This window comes from Kitasatospora cheerisanensis KCTC 2395 (assembly GCF_000696185.1).
GTDB lineage: Bacteria > Actinomycetota > Actinomycetes > Streptomycetales > Streptomycetaceae > Kitasatospora > Kitasatospora cheerisanensis.
Genome location: NZ_KK853997.1, coordinates 1,985,707 through 2,001,223, shown reverse-complemented (window position 1 = coordinate 2,001,223; position 15,517 = coordinate 1,985,707). Strand labels below are relative to the sequence as shown.

The 15,517-nt window shown below is 73.3% G+C and carries 14 protein-coding genes and 1 pseudogene; 7 read left to right on the top strand and 8 right to left on the bottom strand.

All coding sequences use genetic code 11. The annotated features are described in order from the left end of the window. Window positions 1-4: 4 nt before the first annotated feature. On the top strand, window positions 5-664 hold the full coding sequence (locus tag KCH_RS09065; protein ID WP_035861129.1) for a hypothetical protein: 660 nt from the start codon (window positions 5-7) through the stop codon (window positions 662-664). Here the strand turns inward: KCH_RS09065 and KCH_RS09060 are convergent. Further along, complete coding sequence (locus KCH_RS09060) at window positions 661-1,431, bottom strand: MBL fold metallo-hydrolase (protein ID WP_035861127.1); 771 nt, start codon at window positions 1,429-1,431, stop codon at window positions 661-663. The two genes, KCH_RS09065 and KCH_RS09060, sit on opposite strands and share 4 nt — an antisense overlap. Window positions 1,432-1,588: 157 nt before the next feature. Between KCH_RS09060 and KCH_RS45940 the strand changes: the two genes are divergently transcribed. Further along, window positions 1,589-2,863: a VanZ family protein gene (locus tag KCH_RS45940; RefSeq protein ID WP_035861124.1), complete on the top strand. Its 1,275-nt coding sequence runs from the start codon at window positions 1,589-1,591 to the stop codon at window positions 2,861-2,863. A gap of 44 nt (window positions 2,864-2,907) precedes the next feature. Here KCH_RS45940 and KCH_RS09050 read toward each other — a convergent pair whose 3' ends face one another. The 4 genes and pseudogenes from KCH_RS09050 to KCH_RS09040 form a co-directional block, all read right to left on the bottom strand. Next, window positions 2,908-3,456 carry a GNAT family N-acetyltransferase gene (locus KCH_RS09050; RefSeq protein ID WP_035861122.1) on the bottom strand — a complete coding sequence of 183 codons (549 nt, stop codon included), beginning with the start codon at window positions 3,454-3,456 and terminating at the stop codon, window positions 2,908-2,910. Then, window positions 3,435-4,228 (bottom strand): annotated as a pseudogene (locus KCH_RS09045) (sugar phosphate isomerase/epimerase family protein). The gene KCH_RS09050 and the pseudogene KCH_RS09045 overlap by 22 nt, the downstream one beginning before the upstream one ends. Window positions 4,229-4,296: 68 nt before the next feature. Beyond that, the gene (locus KCH_RS41125) at window positions 4,297-4,443 is read right to left on the bottom strand and encodes a hypothetical protein (protein WP_157031959.1); all 147 of its coding nucleotides are present in this window, start codon (window positions 4,441-4,443) and stop codon (window positions 4,297-4,299) included. A gap of 2 nt (window positions 4,444-4,445) precedes the next feature. Further along, entirely contained in the window at window positions 4,446-6,206 is a 1,761-nt protein-coding gene (locus tag KCH_RS09040; RefSeq protein WP_063750133.1) for a DUF2264 domain-containing protein, read from the bottom strand. Between the two features lie 317 nt (window positions 6,207-6,523). Here KCH_RS09040 and KCH_RS09035 point away from each other — a divergent pair, with 317 nt between their 5' ends. From KCH_RS09035 to aroA, 5 genes are all read left to right on the top strand, one after another. Beyond that, a complete protein-coding gene (locus tag KCH_RS09035; RefSeq protein WP_035861119.1) occupies window positions 6,524-7,879 on the top strand; it encodes an ABC transporter substrate-binding protein in 1,356 nt (451 codons plus the stop codon). Continuing rightward, a complete protein-coding gene (locus KCH_RS09030) occupies window positions 7,879-8,847 on the top strand; it encodes a carbohydrate ABC transporter permease (RefSeq protein WP_084223391.1) in 969 nt (322 codons plus the stop codon). The genes KCH_RS09035 and KCH_RS09030 overlap by 1 nt, the downstream gene beginning before the upstream one ends. Beyond that, window positions 8,844-9,743 (top strand): carbohydrate ABC transporter permease, encoded by a 900-nt coding sequence (locus tag KCH_RS09025; protein ID WP_035861117.1) that lies wholly within the window; start codon window positions 8,844-8,846, stop codon window positions 9,741-9,743. The genes KCH_RS09030 and KCH_RS09025 overlap by 4 nt, the downstream gene beginning before the upstream one ends. Window positions 9,744-9,782: 39 nt before the next feature. Continuing rightward, on the top strand, window positions 9,783-10,838 hold the full coding sequence (locus tag KCH_RS09020) for a hydroxyacid dehydrogenase (RefSeq protein ID WP_208865937.1): 1,056 nt from the start codon (window positions 9,783-9,785) through the stop codon (window positions 10,836-10,838). A 244-nt stretch (window positions 10,839-11,082) separates the two neighbouring features. Then, window positions 11,083-12,309: a 3-phosphoshikimate 1-carboxyvinyltransferase gene (gene aroA, locus KCH_RS09015; protein ID WP_035861114.1), complete on the top strand. Its 1,227-nt coding sequence runs from the start codon at window positions 11,083-11,085 to the stop codon at window positions 12,307-12,309. A 3-nt stretch (window positions 12,310-12,312) separates the two neighbouring features. Here the strand turns inward: aroA and KCH_RS09010 are convergent, their stop codons facing one another. From KCH_RS09010 to KCH_RS09000, 3 genes are read right to left on the bottom strand one after another with little or no spacing between them, the layout of a single operon-like run. Then, window positions 12,313-13,161, bottom strand: a complete 849-nt coding sequence (locus KCH_RS09010; protein WP_035861110.1) for a carbohydrate ABC transporter permease — start codon at window positions 13,159-13,161, stop codon at window positions 12,313-12,315. Then, window positions 13,158-14,135: a carbohydrate ABC transporter permease gene (locus tag KCH_RS09005; RefSeq protein ID WP_035861107.1), complete on the bottom strand. Its 978-nt coding sequence runs from the start codon at window positions 14,133-14,135 to the stop codon at window positions 13,158-13,160. Before KCH_RS09005 ends, KCH_RS09010 begins: the two co-directional genes overlap by 4 nt. Window positions 14,136-14,169: 34 nt before the next feature. Next, a complete protein-coding gene (locus tag KCH_RS09000) occupies window positions 14,170-15,468 on the bottom strand; it encodes an extracellular solute-binding protein (protein WP_035861101.1) in 1,299 nt (432 codons plus the stop codon). Window positions 15,469-15,517: the final 49 nt, after the last annotated feature.

Here is a 15,517-nt window from a genome sequence, read left to right as displayed (position 1 = left end):
CCGCATGACTGTCGAGCACGTGGCCGCCGGGCTGCCCGGGATCGCCGAACTCCAACGCCACTGCCGGACGCTGGCCGTCCTGGAGGCGATCCTGCTGCCCGACCGGTCGGACCGGTACTTCTGCTACGACTCCCGGTGGAACACCGAGGCGGGCGAGCACCTGGCCTCGATGCGGGACGGCTCGGGCGACGAGTACGCGATCGTGTTCACCCGCGCCGGGGCGTACGTCCGAGGCTTCGCGCACGAGTCGCCGCTGAGCCCGTACGGCGACGAGGACCGCCGGGTGTGGCCCGGCGTGCTCGACGAGGTGCCGGCGGCGTTCGCCGCGCAGGTCGCCGAGCCGGCGTTCGGCGACGAGGACGACGTCCCCGCGGTGACGGCCTGCCTGTGGCGCGAGCACGCCGACACCGTCTGGCGGCACGGCGGCATCGACTTCCCCGCCGGCCCCGACCCGGACGGCGCGGACGGCCTGTTCGCCCTGCTGACGGACCGCCGGCCGGAGGCGTACCACGCGCACGCCGAGGACTACCTGGAGGCCGAGGTCGACCTGGCCGCCGTCCGCGCCGTCTTCGCCGGCGAGCCGCTGACGGACAGGCTGGTGGCCGCCCTCAACCCCGAACTCACCCTGGCCGACCTGGCGGAGGACCTGGCGGAGATCGGCTAGCCGATCGGGAAGCCGGCCCCCGGGGCGGCGTACTCGACCGGGCCGGGGTAGCGGGTCGCGGCGCGCGCGAGGGCCTGGCGGGGCGTCAGGGAGCGGCCGACGTGGGTGAGGATCAGGCGCCCGGCCCCGGCGGCCGTCGCGGTGGCGCCCGCGTCCTCGGGGGTGTGGTGGACCTGGGGGCCGTCGGCCGGCGGCCGGGAGCTCTCCGCCTCGCAGAGCAGCGCGGTGCAGTCCGCGGCGAGTTCGGTGAGGGCCGGACAGGGGGCGGTGTCGCCCGAGTACACCAGCGAGGCGCCGCCGGCCGCCACCCGGAGCGCGAAGGCCGGGATGTCGTGCGCGACCGCGCGGGCGGTCAGTTCGAGTCCGCCGACGGCCGTCCGGTGGCCGTCCGTCAGCTCGGTGACGGCGAAGGCGGATTCGACCGGGCTGCGGGTGCCGGAGTTGGTGAGGAAGCCGGCCAGCCGGTCCGCGGTGCCGGGCGGGCCGAACAGCGGGATCGGGGCGGCCGGGCGGAGGTCCGCGTACAGCAGGCCGTAGTACGCGGTGAGCAGGTCCGCGCTGTGGTCGGCGTGCAGGTGCGAGATCCAGATCGCATCGAGCTCGTCCAGCCGGACGTGCCGTTGCAGGGGCCCGAGCGTCCCGCTGCCGGCGTCCACCCAGATCCGGGCGCCGCCGCCCGCCACCAGGTAGCCGGAGCAGGGGTTGTCGACGCTCGGGTAGGGCGTGGCGCTGCCCAGGACGGTGAGGTGGAGCGGAGCGTTGGTCATCCGGGGATCCTAGGGCGCACGCCGACCTGATGGCCGCTCAATTCCCGCCCGCCGCACGCCGGTTCACCTGGAGCGTTTGTTCGGATCGACGGTATGCGGAAGGCTCTCGGGGGTCAGTGGCCGTCTCCGGCCGTTCCCGACCGCAACCGGAAGACCGGTGATCGAAGCCTCGCTCTCCGCCGCTCCCGCCCTGTTCCCGACCTTCGCCGTGCTCGGCCTGATCCTGGGCGGGGCGGCGTTGTGGCTGGCCCGCCGCAGGGGCCGGCCGGTGCTCGCCACGGTGCTGTTCGCCGTCTCGGTGGCGGGGGAGGCCGCGGCGACCCTGACGCCGACCAGCACCGGCTCGTGGGGGAAGGCGACCTGCTCGATCGGCTCCGGGGTGTGGGCCACCGCCACCACCCAGCAGGGCCTGCTGAACCTCGCCATGTACGTGCCGGTGGCCTTCTTCGGCGTGCTGGCGCTGCGGCGCCCGCTGACCGTGCTGGCCGGCGGCGTGGTGCTCTCCGCGGCGACCGAGATCTGCCAGACCCTGCTGGGCACCGGGCGCTCCTGCGACGGCGCGGACCTGCTCGACAACGTCCTCGGCGCGGCCCTCGGCACGGCCGCCGCCGTGCTGTGGCAGCTGAGCCGCCGTCACCGCCCGCTGTCCGGCCGCCGGGACGCCCTGTACTCCCTGACCACGGCCGGCACCGGCTTCGCGGCCGTCACGGCGGTGGTCCTGCTGTACGTGCCGCTGCACCACGACCCGGCGGGCTTCGGCGCGGGCCCGGGCGCCGGGTTCGGCGACGCCCAGGTGCCGCAGCGCGTGGCCGCCCAGCTCTTCGGCCCCGGGACCCTGCTGGAGACCCTCCGGGAGACCACCGACCCCGAGGACCCGGCCCGGCCGGTGCTCGACGCCACCACCGGGCGCGGCAGCTTCCGGCTCGAGTGGCCCGGCGGGCGCCTCCTCAGCAGCACCGCGGCCGACGCCCCGGCGGGCGCGGAGTCCCTGACGCAGGATCAGCTCCTGAAGGCCGGCGCCGACTTCGCCGCCGCCTGGTTCCCCGAGGTCACGACCGCCGCCAGCCCCACCCTGACCCCCGCCGACGGCGGCTACCTGGTCAGCTACCGGCGCTACAACGCCGACCACGTCCTGATGCCGATGGGCCTGGACGTCACCGTCTCCGCCGCCGGCCGGGTCACGGCCTCCGTCGCCCGCCGGGACGCCGACCCCCGGCTGCCGCACCCCACCGTCACCGAGGACGCGGCGAAGCAGCAGGCCGCCGCCAACGTGCCGGGCTCCCGCGCGGACACCGCGCTCCTCCTGGCGAAGAAGGTCGACGGCCAGTGGCGGCCGTGCTGGTCGGTCGGGCTGGTCGCGCCGGGCGGGGCGAAGGGCACGGCCGTGTTCGTCGACGCCGTCACCGGCCGGCCCGTCCCGCACCAGGGCTGAGCCGCGGGCCCGGACGGTCCGCGGCGGCCGTCCGGGCCGCGCCGTCATCCGCGGCTCGGCCACTCCTCGCGGAGCATCCCGAACAGCACGCTGTCGTAGCGCTTCCCGTCCAGCAGCACGGCCTTGCGGCGGCGGCCCTCCTCGCGGAAGCCCAGCCGGGTGAACGCCCGCACGGCGCGCTCGTTCCCGCTCCAGGTGTCCAGCTCCAGCCGCAGCAGGCCGTACGCGCCGAACAGGTGGTCGACGAGCAGCCGGACCGCCTCGCTGCCGTGGCCGCGGCCCCAGAACTCCCGCTCCCCGATGGTCACTCCGAGCGTGGCCGCGCCCGCGTACGGGTCGAGGTCGCGGTAGTCGACCATGCCGATCACCTGGCCGCCCGCCAGGTCCTCGACCGTGAGCACGGCCGACTCCCGCGGGTTCAGCCGCAGCATGGTGTCGAACCCGAGCGCGACCGCCTCCGCCGTGACCGGGCCGAAGCCCGGGTCCCCGGCCGTGGCCCAGCGGACCACCTCCGGGTCGTTGCGCCACCGCAGGTGGTGCTGCGCGTCCTCGGAGCGCAGCGCACGCAGCCTTACCAGCTTTCCTTCGAACATCCGGTCACTGTAGTCAGGTAGGCCCGGCCGGCCGCGAGGCGGGGAGCGAGGGGGGCGGCGGCGGGGTGCCAGGGCGCCTCGTACTCCCAGGAGATCCAGGTGCCGGCGGGGAGCAGGCCGAGGCAGGCGGGGAGGGGCAGGACGCCCGCGCCGAGCGGGAGCGGGGTGAGGTCCTCGGCGGAGGCGACGTCCTTGACCTGGACGTAGCCGAGGCGCGGGCGAGCAGCCGGTGGGAGTCGGCCGGGGTCTCGCCGGCCAGCCAGGTGTGCAGGACGTCCCAGAGCGCGCCGACGGCCGGGTGCGGGGCCTCGGCGAGCAGTGCCGCGAGGGCGGCGCCGGAGCGGTGCGAGTCGTGCGTCTCGACCAGCACGGTGACGCCCAGGTCGGCCGCGGTGCCGGCGAGTTCGCGCAGCCGCCGGGCGGCGGTCTGGGCGCCCTCGGCCGGGTCGTCGCCGCCGCGCGGGAAGACCCGGACGTACGGGGCGCCGAGGTCGGCGGCCAGGTGCAGGTGCGCGAGCAGCTCGGCGCGGACGGGGGCGTCCGGGCCGGGCTCGGCGATGCCGACGTACGAGGCGACGGTCAGCGGGGTGACCGCGGCGGACGCGAACTGCCGTGCGGCGGCGCGCCGTTCGGCGGAGCTCAGGCCGGTGTGGACGGGTTCGCCGGGGGCGGCGCGGAGTTCGAGGCCCTGCCAGCCGTGTTCGGCGGCGAGGGCGAGGACGGCGTCCAGGGGCTGCCCGGGCAGGCCGAGGGTGGAGAAGGCGAACGGCATGGCGGTCCTCGGGGTGGGGCGTCCCCGGCGCCCCAACGGGAGTGCCGGGAAAGGGCGGTGAGTGGTCGTCAGGGGGCGGACGGGAGGGCGAGCCGGCTGGTGGTGGCGTCCGGCCAGGTGATGGCGACCTCGTGCGCGGTGAGGGCGACGGCCAGGTCGGCGAGCGGGGGGAGCGGGTGGGGGCTCGCGGTGAGGCGGGCAGCGGTGGCCAGCACGGCTACGGGCCCGGCGACGGCGCCGTGCAGGTGGGGGACGGCGGCGGCGGGCCGAACGCGGTGCCGCCGGGCGCGGGCACGGCGGTGGCGGCGGACCAGCCGTGCAGGGCGCGGAGTTCGGTGTGCAGGCCGTCGTCGCCGGTGACGCGGGCGTGCGCACCGGCCACGGCGGTGGCGGGCGCGGAGCCGGTGACGGCCCAGCCGCCCTCGCGGACGGCGGTGCCGGGCGCCGCGCCGTGCACCCGGTGCACCCGGACCTCGTCGGCGCCGTGGACGACGGTCAGCGAGGTGACGGTGACGCCCGGCAGTTCGGCCCCGGCGTGCCGCGGGCGGTGCGAGGACGCGGCCCAGGCGGCGGCGCCGGCCCGGCCCGCGCCGCGCGGGGTGATGGGGCCGCGCTCGGTGGGCTCGCCGTCGAGCAGCAGGGCGAAGTGGTTGTCGCCGGCGGCGGTGTTCGGGCCGGTCCGGGTGGAGTGGGCGAGGCGGGAGTACAGCGGGTTGTCGGCGACCGGCCCGTCCGCGGGCTGGTCGTCGCTGCCGTGGTTGTGCAGCCGGACCAGGCCGTCCGCGGCGGTGGACTGGACCAGCCAGCCGGGGGCGGGCAGCGGGGTGACGGCGTCGGCGGTCTCGGCGGGGGAGGGCGTCTCGGGGTCGGTCCACACCGGGTGGTCGGGCGGCAGCAGCAGGCCGAGGAAGCCGCCGGACGCCCAGTACGGGGAGGCGGGGCCGGAGTACGGCTGGACGATCGGCGGGTACGGGCCGTGCCAGCCGAGGGTGAGCAGGCCGTGCTCGTCGACGGCGCCGCGGTCGAGGAAGTAGCGCAGCGCGCCGGAGGCCAGCCGGCGGGTGGTGCCCGGGGCGAGCGGGGTGGTGCCGAGCAGCGCGCCGGCCCACAGCGGGGCGGCGGAGGCGAACCGGTAGCTGAGCGAGCGGCCCTGGTGGACGGGGGCGCCGGTGCGGTCGAACAGCCGGGAGTAGTCGGCCAGGTAGGCGTGCAGGCGCCCGCCGTAGCGGGCGGTGAGCGCCGGGTCGGCGGCCAGGTGGGCGTGCAGGGCGGGGTACAGGTGCAGCGCCCAGCCGTTGTAGTGGTCGATGGCGCGCGGGCGGCCGTCGGTGTACCAGCCGTCGCCCAGGTACCAGCGGTCGATGCGCTCCAGGCCGCGGTCGATCGCGGCGTTCGCGGCCCCGGTGTCGATGCCGACCTCGGCGAGGAAGCCGCCGACGGTGAACGGGAACAGCCACCAGTTGTTGTCGACCGGCTGCCGGTGCAGGGCCTGGGCGAGCCAGGCGCCGGCGCGTTCCTGGACGGCGGGGTCGAGGCGGTCCCAGAGCCAGCGGCGGGTCAGGCGCAGGCCGATGGCGACCGAGGCGGCCTCCACCATGGGCTGGCCGCGGTCGGTGACGGCGCCCCAGGAGGTGAGGTCGCCGTCGGCGAGGTCGCGCTCGGCGGTGGGGGTGCGGGTGCCGGCGTCGAGGCCCGCGGCGTAGCGCTCCAGCAGGCCGGTGGGGTCGTCGCCGTCCGCGCCGGCCACCCGGATCGCGGCGAGCAGGAAGGTGCGGGCGTAGCCCTCCAGGCCGTCCGAGCGGCGGCCGGACCAGCTGGGGCGGGTGCCGGGCAGGTTGATCAGGGCGTCGGCCGGTCCGGCGTACGGGCGGACGGCCGCGAGCAGCCGGTCGGCGGCGGCCTCCCAGTGGGCCCTGGTCCAACCGGTGTGCGGGCTGAGCGCGCGGTCCTCCGGCGGGAGGGGGAGCGGGTGCGGCATGGGGGCCTCGGTTCCTGTGGGCGCGGGGTGGGCGCGGGATACCCGGCCGACCCTAGGAAGAGGTGATCGCCCCGTCAAGGATCACTGATCGAATGATCGCCTTGATCCGATTGTGACCTCTGCGAAAACCCCGAAAACACAAGGTGAACGCCGTTCATCGGGCCACATGTGACTGATCACTGTGGATCATTTGATCCCGATCCCTTGACGTCTGATCGGGGGCCGTCCCAAGATAGCGGTCAACCCGGCCCGACCTGCTCAAATCGGGCGATCGGGTACCTACCCGGCGTTTCAAGGACCCCCACAGGAGCCGTGCCATGTCCTCTCCCGCTCTCCACCGCCGCAGAGCCCTCCGTCTCGCCGCCGCCGCCACCGCCACCGTCCTGGGCGTGACCCTGCTCGCCGCGTGCGGCAGCGACGGCGACAAGTCGGCCTCGGGCGCCGACGCGGGCAGCGACGGCAAGCCGGTCTCCATCACCTTCTGGGGCTGGGCCAAGGGCACCAAGGACGTGGTGCAGGCCTTCAACGCCTCCCACCCGAACATCCAGGTCACCTTCGAGGAGATCCCGTCCGGCAACGCCGGCGGCTACGCCAAGATCTCCAACGCGGTGAAGGCCGGCAACGCCCCCGACGTGTTCAACGTCGAGTACCCGCAGCTGCCGGACTTCGTCAGCCAGGGCGCGGTGCAGGACATCAGCAAGCTGGTCCCCGCCGACCTCAAGGGCAAGTACCTGCCGCAGTCGATGGAGCTGACCACGCTGGGCGGCGCCACCTGGGCCCTCCCGCTGGACGCCTCCCCGCAGGCCCTGTACTACCGCAAGGACCTGTTCGAGAAAGCCGGCGTGGCCGTCCCCAAGACCTGGGACGAGTTCAAGGACGCCGCCGCCAAGCTGAAGGCCGCCGACGCCAACACCCGCATCGCCACCTTCTTCCCGGACGACCCGAGCACCTTCGAGGCGATGGCCTGGCAGGCCGGCGCCAAGTGGTACGGCACCAGCGGCGACAGCTGGAAGGTCGACATGGCCGGCGCCGACACCAAGAAGGTCGCCGACTACTGGCAGGGCCTGATCGCCGACGACCTGATCCGCGTCCAGCCCTCGTTCAGCCAGCAGTGGACCGCCTCGCTGCAGAAGGGCGAGACCGCCGCGTACCTCGGCGCCGCGTGGGGCGGCGGCGTGCTGAAGTCCACCCTCGGCACCGACCCGGCCGCCAACGGCAAGTGGGCCGTCGCCCCGATGCCGAGCTGGGACGGCCAGCCCGCCTCCGGCATGCTCGGCGGCACCACCTTCGCCGTCTCCAAGGACAGCAAGAAGGCCAAGGCCGCGGTCGAGTTCGCCACCTGGGCGACCACCACCCCCGAGGGCATCCAGGCCCGCATCGCCTCCGGCAGCTCCTCCGCCTACCCCGCCGACCCGGAGCTGGTGCCGGTCGCCAAGGCCGCGTTCAAGACCGACTTCTACGGCGGCCAGGACATCTACGCGATCTACCAGGACGCCGCCAAGGCCATCAAGCCGAACTGGTCCTGGGGCCCGACCATGGGCAGCACCAACAGTGCGATGAAGGACGCCTTCGGCAAGCTCGGCCAGGGCGGCACCGTCCCGGCCGCCGTCGACGCCGCGCAGCAGGCCACCCTCGCCGAGCTGAAGAACCGCGGTCTGAAGGTGGCCGGCTGATGACCGGCAGCACCACCGTCCCGGGCGGCGGCACCCCCGCCGCCCGGGGCACCCGGAAGCGCCGGGGACCGCTCGGCGCCCCGGCCGTCCTGCTCGCCCCGTTCCTGGTGCTGTTCACCGCCTGCACGCTGATCCCGATCGGCTACGCCGTCTACCTCAGCCTGTTCAGCGAGCGCCGCTCCGGCCTCGGCTTCGGCGGCACCACCACCCAGGTGTTCACCGGCCTCGGCAACTACACCCGGGCCCTCGGCGACGCGGCCTTCCGCGACGGCTTCTGGAACACCGCCCAGTACTGCCTGCTGTACATCCCGCTGATGCTCGGCCTGTCGCTGGCCGTCGCGCTGCTGCTGGACTCCGCGCTGGCCCGCGCCAAGCGGTTCTTCCAGCTCGCGCTGTTCCTGCCGCACGCCGTCCCCGGCATCATCGCCGCCCTGGTGTGGACCTACCTGTACACCCCCGGCATCAGCCCGGTGATCGACGCGCTCAACTCGGCCGGCACCCAGGTCGACGTGCTCGGCCACCCGCTGCCCGCGATCGTCAACATCGCGGTCTGGGAGTGGACCGGCTACAACATGGTGATCTTCTACGCCGCGCTGCAGGCCATCCCGCGCGAGGTGCTGGAAGCCGCCGTGGTCGACGGCGCCGGACCGCTGCGCACCGCGTTCGGCGTGAAGATCCCGCTGATCCGCGCCTCCGTGGTGATGGTCGGCCTGTTCACCGTCATCGGCTCCCTCCAGCTGTTCACCGAACCGGTGATCCTGCACGACGTCGCCCCCGGCGTGGTCTCCACCTGGACCCCCAACATGTACGCCTACTCCGCCGCGTTCGAACGCAACGACTACGGCCTGGCCGCCGCGTCCTCGGTGCTCCTCGCCCTGGTCGCCGCCGCGCTGTCCTTCGTGGTCACCCGCTTCACCCGCGACCGTGACGAGAAGCGCACCCAGAAGCGGACGGAGACCGCCCGATGAGCACCCTCACCCCCGTGCGCCCCGACGCCGACGTCGCCGCCGCCGGGAAGCCGCGCCGCCGCCCGTGGACGATGTCCAAGACCGCCGTCAACGGCGCGCTGGTCCTCGCCACGCTGTACACCCTGCTGCCGCTCGGCTGGCTGCTCACCGCCTCCGCGAAGAACACCGCCGACCTGATCGGCGGCCGCTCGCTGGGCGCCGGCAACTTCCACCTCGGCCAGAACCTGCACGACCTGGCCACCACCGGCGACGGCATCTACTTCCGCTGGTACCTCAACTCCCTGCTGTACGCCGGGATCGGGGCCCTGCTGTGCGCGCTGATCTGCGTCTGCGCCGGCTACGCGTTCCACGTCTACGGCTTCCCCGGCAAGGAGAAGCTGTTCGGCGTGGTGCTGCTCGGCGTGCTGGTCCCCACCACCGCGCTTGCCCTGCCGATGTACCTGCTGGCCTCCCAGCTGCACATCGTCAACACCTACTGGGCAGTGCTGCTGCCCTCGCTGGTCAACCCGTTCGGGGTGTACCTGGCCCGGGTGTTCTGCGCCGGCTACGTGCCCGGCGAGACCCTGGAGGCCGCCCGGATGGACGGCGCGGGCGAGCTGCGGACCTTCTGGTCGATCGGCCTGAAGATGGTCATGCCCGGTTTCGTCACCATCTTCCTGTTCCAGTTCACCGCGATCTGGAACAACTTCTTCCTGCCGCTGGTCATGCTCTCCGACAACCGGCTCTTCCCGGTCAGCCTCGGCCTGTACTCCTGGAACGCCCAGACCCACGCCTTCCCCGAGTACTACCCGCTGGTGGTCACCGGCTCGCTGCTCGCCATCCTGCCGCTGGTCATCGCCTTCGTGCTGCTCCAGCGCCACTGGAAGGCCGGACTGACCGCCGGCAGCGTCAAGTAACCCCCTCCTTTTCCACTGCGCCTTCTGGGGAGCCCCGTCATGCCCAACTCCGCGCCCGCCGAGGCACCGCCCGCCGACGCCGCTGTCCGGATCCGTCCGCGCGCCCTGCTCGCCATGCACCGCGACCTCGCCGCCCGGCTGATCTCTCCCGACACCATGGCCCGGCTGGTCGAACTCGCCGACCTCGACCCGGAGTTGATCGTCGACGACTTCTCCTCCCCGGAAGGCGCGGCCGCCCTCGCGTCCGCCGAGGTGATCATCAGCAGCTGGGGCTGCCCGCCGCTCACCGACTCCGTGCTGGCCGCCGCGCCCCACCTGCGCGCCGTGCTGCACGCGGCCGGCTCGGTCAAGCACCACGTCACCGAGGCCTGCTGGGACCGCGGCCTCGGCATCACCTCCGCCGCCTGGGCCAACGCCCTGCCGGTCGCCGAATTCACCGTCGCCGCCGTGCTGTTCAGCAACAAGCCGGTGCTCCGGCTGGCCGCGGACTACCGCACCCGGCGGGCCCAGCACGACTGGCAGGCCGCGTACGCCGCCACCGGCAACTACCGGCGCACCGTCGGCATCGTCGGCGCCTCCCGGATCGGCCGCCGCGTCCTCGAACTGCTCGCGCCCTACGAGTTCGAACTCCTGCTGCACGACCCGTACGTGACGGAGGCCCAGGCCGCCGAGCTGGGCGCCGAGCTGGTCTCCATGGACGAACTCTGCACCCGCTCCGACGTGTTGAGCGTGCACGCCCCCGAACTCCCGGAGACCAGGCACCTGGTGGACGCCCGCCGGCTCGCCCTGATGCCGGACGGCGCGACCCTGATCAACACCTCCCGCGGCTCCCTGATCGACCAGGACGCCCTCACCGCCGAACTCGTCTCCGGCCGCATCGATGCCGTCCTCGACGTCACCGTCCCCGAGACGCTCCCCGCCGACTCGCCGCTCTACGACCTCCCCAACGTCCTGCTCACCCCGCACATCGCCGGCTCCCTCGGCGGCGAGCTCCACCGGATGGCCGCCGCCGCCGCCGACGAACTCGCCCGCTACACCCAGGGCCTCCCCTTCGCCCACCCGGTCACCCGCGAGGAGATCGCCCGTACGGCATAGCTGCCCACCGCGCGGACGGACACCCGCCGCCCTGCCCCTGCTGCGGCCATCCGGCCCTCGACGTCGAGGACCGGGTGGCCGCGCACGTACGCCGTCCGCCCGGTCTGCCGGTGGAAGGACGACACCGCGGGTCCGCGGTCCGTCGTGGGTTCGGTGTCCGAGGCGTAAGACGGCTTCCGCGCGGGCGAGTTCGGCAGGGCAGGATCGGGGGTGGTTCCGTTGTCGTTTCGGTGGGAGTGGCTCCGTGAGTGTCGTCGAGATTCCCGGTTCGAAGTCGGTCACTGCGCGTGCGCTGTTCCTGGCGGCGGCCGCGGAGGGGGTGACGGAGCTGGTGCGGCCGCTGGTGTCGGACGACACCGAGGGGTTCGCCGAGGGGCTGCTCGCGCTGGGGTACGAGGTGGCGCGCGGGGACGGGCAGTGGCGGATCGGCGGGCGGCCGCAGGGCCCGGCGACGGACGGGGCGCGGGTGTTCTGCCGGGACGGGGCGACCACGGCGCGGTTCCTGCCGGCGCTGGTCGCGGCGGGCCGGGGGACGTTCCACTTCGACGCCTCGGCGCAGATGCGGCGGCGGCCGCTCGGGCCGCTGACCGCGGCGCTGCGGGAGCTGGGCGTCGAGGTGGAGTGCCACGGGGAGGAGGGCCACCACCCGCTGAGCGTGCGGACCGACGGCGTGAAGGGCGGTGAGGTGACGCTCGACGCCGGGCTGTCCTCGCAGTACCTGACGGCGCTGCTGCTGCTCGGCCCGCTGACCGGGACCGGGCTGCGGATCAGGGTGACGGACCTGGTCTCCGCCCCGTACGTGGAGATCACGCTCGCGATGATGCGCAGCTTCGGCGTCGAGGTGGAGCGGCAGGGCGACGTGTTCGTGGTGCCGGCCGGCGGCTACACGGCGACCAGGTACCCGGTCGAGCCGGACGCGTCGACGGCCTCGTACTTCTTCGCGGCGGCGGCGGTGACGGGCCGTCAGGTGACCGTCCCCGGGCTGGGCGGCGACGCGCTGCAGGGCGACCTGCGGTTCGTCGAGGTGCTGGCGGAGCTCGGCGCGGAGGTGGAGGTGACGGCGGACGCCACCACGGTGACCGGCGGGACGCTGACCGGAGGGACCGTCAACATGCGGGACATCTCCGACACCATGCCGACCCTGGCCGCGATCGCGCCGTTCGCCTCGGGCCCGGTGCGGATCGAGGACGTGTACAACACCCGGGTCAAGGAGTGCGACCGGCTGGACGCCTGCGCGGAGAACCTGCGGCGCCTCGGTGTCGACGTGCGGACGGGGCGGGACTGGATCGAGATCCGGCCGGGGGCGCCGAAGGCGGCGGAGATCGCCACCCACGGCGACCACCGGATCGTCATGTCCTTCGCCGTCACGGGGCTCCGGACCCCGGGCATCACCTTCGACGACCCGGGGTGCGTGCGCAAGACCTTCCCGGGCTTCCACGAGGCGTTCGCCGCGTGGGCCCGGGAAGAGTAGCGGTCAGTCCTTCACGGCGCCGCCGAGGCCGGACACCATGTGCCGCTGGACCAGGACGAAGAAGATCAGGACGGGGACGGTCATCAGGGTGGAGGCGGCCATGATGCCGCCCCAGTCGTTCTCGTCCGGCTTGAAGAACACCATCAGGGCGGCCGGGAGCGTCTGGTGGTCGGTGTCCAGGATCAGCGTCTTGGCGAACACGAAGTCGTTCCAGGCGGTGATGAAGGAGAACACGCTGGTCGCCGCGAGGCCGGGGGCGACCAGCGGGAACAGGATCCGCCACAGGATGGTGAAGCGGCTCGCGCCGTCGATCCGGGCGGCCTCCTCCAGCGACTCCGGCACGGCGGCGACGAAGCCGCGCAGCATCCACACCGCGAAGGGCAGCGAGAACGCCAGGTTGACCAGCATCAGCGCGCCCAGCGAGGAGAGGCCGAAGCCGGGGGCGACCGTGCCGATGTCGCGGACCAGGAAGAACAGCGGGATGGTGAGCGCCTCGACCGGGACCATCTGGGCGACCAGGAACATGATCAGGATCGTGGTGCGGAACCGGAACCTGAACCGGGACAGCGCCACCGCCGCCAGGAAGGCGATCGCGGCCGAGACCACCACCACGACGCCGGCCACCAGCAGGCTGTTCAGGAAGTACCGGCCGAAGCCCGAAACCCCCAGCGCGTTGCGGAAGTTCTCCAGCGTCGGGGCGAAGGTCCACGGCCGCGGGTGCGCGGCGGTGATCTCGCCCTTCGGCTTCAGCGCGGACAGCACCATCCAGTACAGCGGGAAGACCGTCAGCAGGGCGAGCACGATCGCCGTCACGTTCGCGCCCTGCCTCAGGACGCGGTTGTCGCGCTTCACAGTTCCTCCCCGGAGCGGCGCAGGCTGCGGATGTACACGGCGGTGACGGCCAGCAGGATCAGCGTCATCAGGACGCCGATCGCCGCACCGAGGCTGTAGTTCTCCGCGACGAAGGCCTTCTGGTACGCGTACACGTTGAGGACCAGGTTCTGGCCGGCGATGCCGCCGCCCCCGGTCATCACGTAGATCTGGGTGAAGACCTTGAAGTCCCAGATGATCGACTGGATCACCACGATCACCAGCAGCGGCCGCAGCATCGGCAGCATGACCTTGCGGAAGATCGTCGCGGTGCCGGCGCCGTCCAGGCGGGCCGCCTCCAGGACGGAGTCCGGGATGGCCTGGATGCCCGCGTACAGGGTGATCATCACGAACGGGAAGCTGTGCCAGACCACGACCACGGCGACCATCGCGAACGCCGACCACTTGTCGTACATCCAGTTGTGGCCCTGGGTGCCGAGGATCTCGTTGACCAGGCCCGAGTTGGTGTCCAGCAGGAACATCCACACGGTGGAGCCGGTCATCGCCGGCGCCGCCCAGGCGCCCAGCGCGCCGAACATCAGCAGCAGCCGCGGCCACTTGCCGACCCGGGTCAGCAGCACCGCGCACACCGCGCCCACCACCAGGGTGGCCACGACGCAGAACGCGGCGAACGCCAGGGTCTGGCCGAGCACCGACCAGAACTGCGAATCCCCCAGCACGTCGGTGTAGTTGGACAGCCCGACGAACTCGGTCGGCACCCCGCCGGAGGCCTGCGGCTGGCCGAACTTCAGCACCGACAGCAGGCCCAGCTGGTACAGCGGATAGCCGAACAGCGGGATCAGCACCAGCGCGGCCGGCAGCAGCAGCCACAGCGGGACGGGGATCCGGGCGAGCGGCCCGGAGCGGCGGCGGCCCTTCGCGGGCACGCCGCCCGCCGGGCGGACCGGGGAGGAGTCCCCGCGGTCCGCCCGGGCGGTGACGGTCGTGGCAGGCATCGACAACTTCCGCTTCTTCTCTACGGGCCGACGGCTACTTGGCGCTGAACGAGGAGTTCATCGCGGCCGCCGCCTCCTTGGTCGCGGCCGCCACGTCGGCCTTGCCGGTGATGACCTTCTGCAGCATCGTCGGCACCACGGCCTGGGCGTCGATCTTCGCCCAGGCGGCGTCCTTCGGGACGAACTTGGTGCCCGCCGCGATGGTGTCGGTGAACGGCTTCAGCCACGGCTGCTTCTGCACCACCTCGGCCCGCGCCGAGGACAGCGTCGGCAGGTTGCCCATCGCGTCGAACAGCGCCAACTGGTTCTTCTTGGAAGCGAGTTCCTTGATGAAGTCGACCGCCAGGCTGCGGTGCTGGGTGGACTTCATGACGCCCAGGTCGTTGCCGCCGGAGAAGGCCGGCGCGATCCGGCCCGCCGAGGCGCCCGGCAGCGGCACGATCGCGTACTTGTCCTTCGCGGCGCCCGCCTCCACCGCGCTGCGCGAGGAGTTCGGCAGGATCGCCATGCCGGCCTTGCCCGCCGCGAACGACTCCACGGTCTTGCCGCCGGTCAGGTCCGCGCACTGCTGGGCCGGGCAGATACCGTCCGAGAACAGGTCGGTGTACGCCTTCACACCGGCCTGCGCCTGCTCCGAGTCGATCGCCGCGGTGTACGCCGAGCCGTTCTGCGCGGCCAGGTCGCCGCCGTTGGCCCAGACGAACGGCAGCGCACCGAAGGTGTACTTGCCGCCCACCGCGATGCCCAGCATGTCGCCGTGCGCCGAACGGACCTTCTCCGCCGCCGACTTCAGCTCCGCGTAGCTGGTCGGGGCGGACAGGCCCAGCTCGGCGAACACGTCGGTGCGGTAGTACAGCGCGCGCACGCCCAGCCACCAGGGCAGGCCGTAGGTCTTGCCGTCCACCACCGCGGTGTCCTTCAGGTCCTGCGGCAGGTCCTTGCCCTCCTCCCAGTTCGCCAGGTCGGAGGTGATGTCGGCGAGGCCGCCCGAGGCGGTGTAGCCGAACAGGTCGGTGTTGCCGAACTCCACCACGTCCGGCGCGGAGGACGGGTCGTTGAACGCGCCCTTCATCTTCTCCGCGCGCGGGCCGGCGTCGGTCGGGATGTACGACACCTGCACGTCCACGCCCGCGTGCTTGGCCTTGAAGTCGGCGACGGCCTGCGCCACCACCTGCTCCTTCGGCGCCCGGTTCGCCTCGTCGTACAGCCACACCTTCACGGTGCCGGTCTGCTTGTCCTCCGACGAGGCGGTCTTGGCGGTACCCGGCGCACAGGCCGTCGCCACGGTGCCGGCCAGCACGGCAAGGGCGGCACCACGGGCCAGCTTCTTCATGCTCAACTCATCTCCTCGCCGAAAAGCGGGACACGCCTGCACGAACCGG

Coding starts and splice junctions, on each gene's coding strand:
- KCH_RS09065 (WP_035861129.1), top strand. CDS start 5: ATGACTGTCGAGCACGTGGCCGCCGGGCTGCCCGGGATCGCCGAACTC.
- KCH_RS09060 (WP_035861127.1), bottom strand. CDS start 1,431: ATGACCAACGCTCCGCTCCACCTCACCGTCCTGGGCAGCGCCACGCCC.
- KCH_RS09050 (WP_035861122.1), bottom strand. CDS start 3,456: ATGTTCGAAGGAAAGCTGGTAAGGCTGCGTGCGCTGCGCTCCGAGGAC.
- KCH_RS09040 (WP_063750133.1), bottom strand. CDS start 6,206: ATGCCGCACCCGCTCCCCCTCCCGCCGGAGGACCGCGCGCTCAGCCCG.
- KCH_RS09035 (WP_035861119.1), top strand. CDS start 6,524: ATGTCCTCTCCCGCTCTCCACCGCCGCAGAGCCCTCCGTCTCGCCGCC.
- KCH_RS09030 (WP_084223391.1), top strand. CDS start 7,879: ATGACCGGCAGCACCACCGTCCCGGGCGGCGGCACCCCCGCCGCCCGG.
- KCH_RS09025 (WP_035861117.1), top strand. CDS start 8,844: ATGAGCACCCTCACCCCCGTGCGCCCCGACGCCGACGTCGCCGCCGCC.
- KCH_RS09020 (WP_208865937.1), top strand. CDS start 9,783: ATGCCCAACTCCGCGCCCGCCGAGGCACCGCCCGCCGACGCCGCTGTC.
- KCH_RS09005 (WP_035861107.1), bottom strand. CDS start 14,135: ATGCCTGCCACGACCGTCACCGCCCGGGCGGACCGCGGGGACTCCTCC.
- KCH_RS09000 (WP_035861101.1), bottom strand. CDS start 15,468: ATGAAGAAGCTGGCCCGTGGTGCCGCCCTTGCCGTGCTGGCCGGCACC.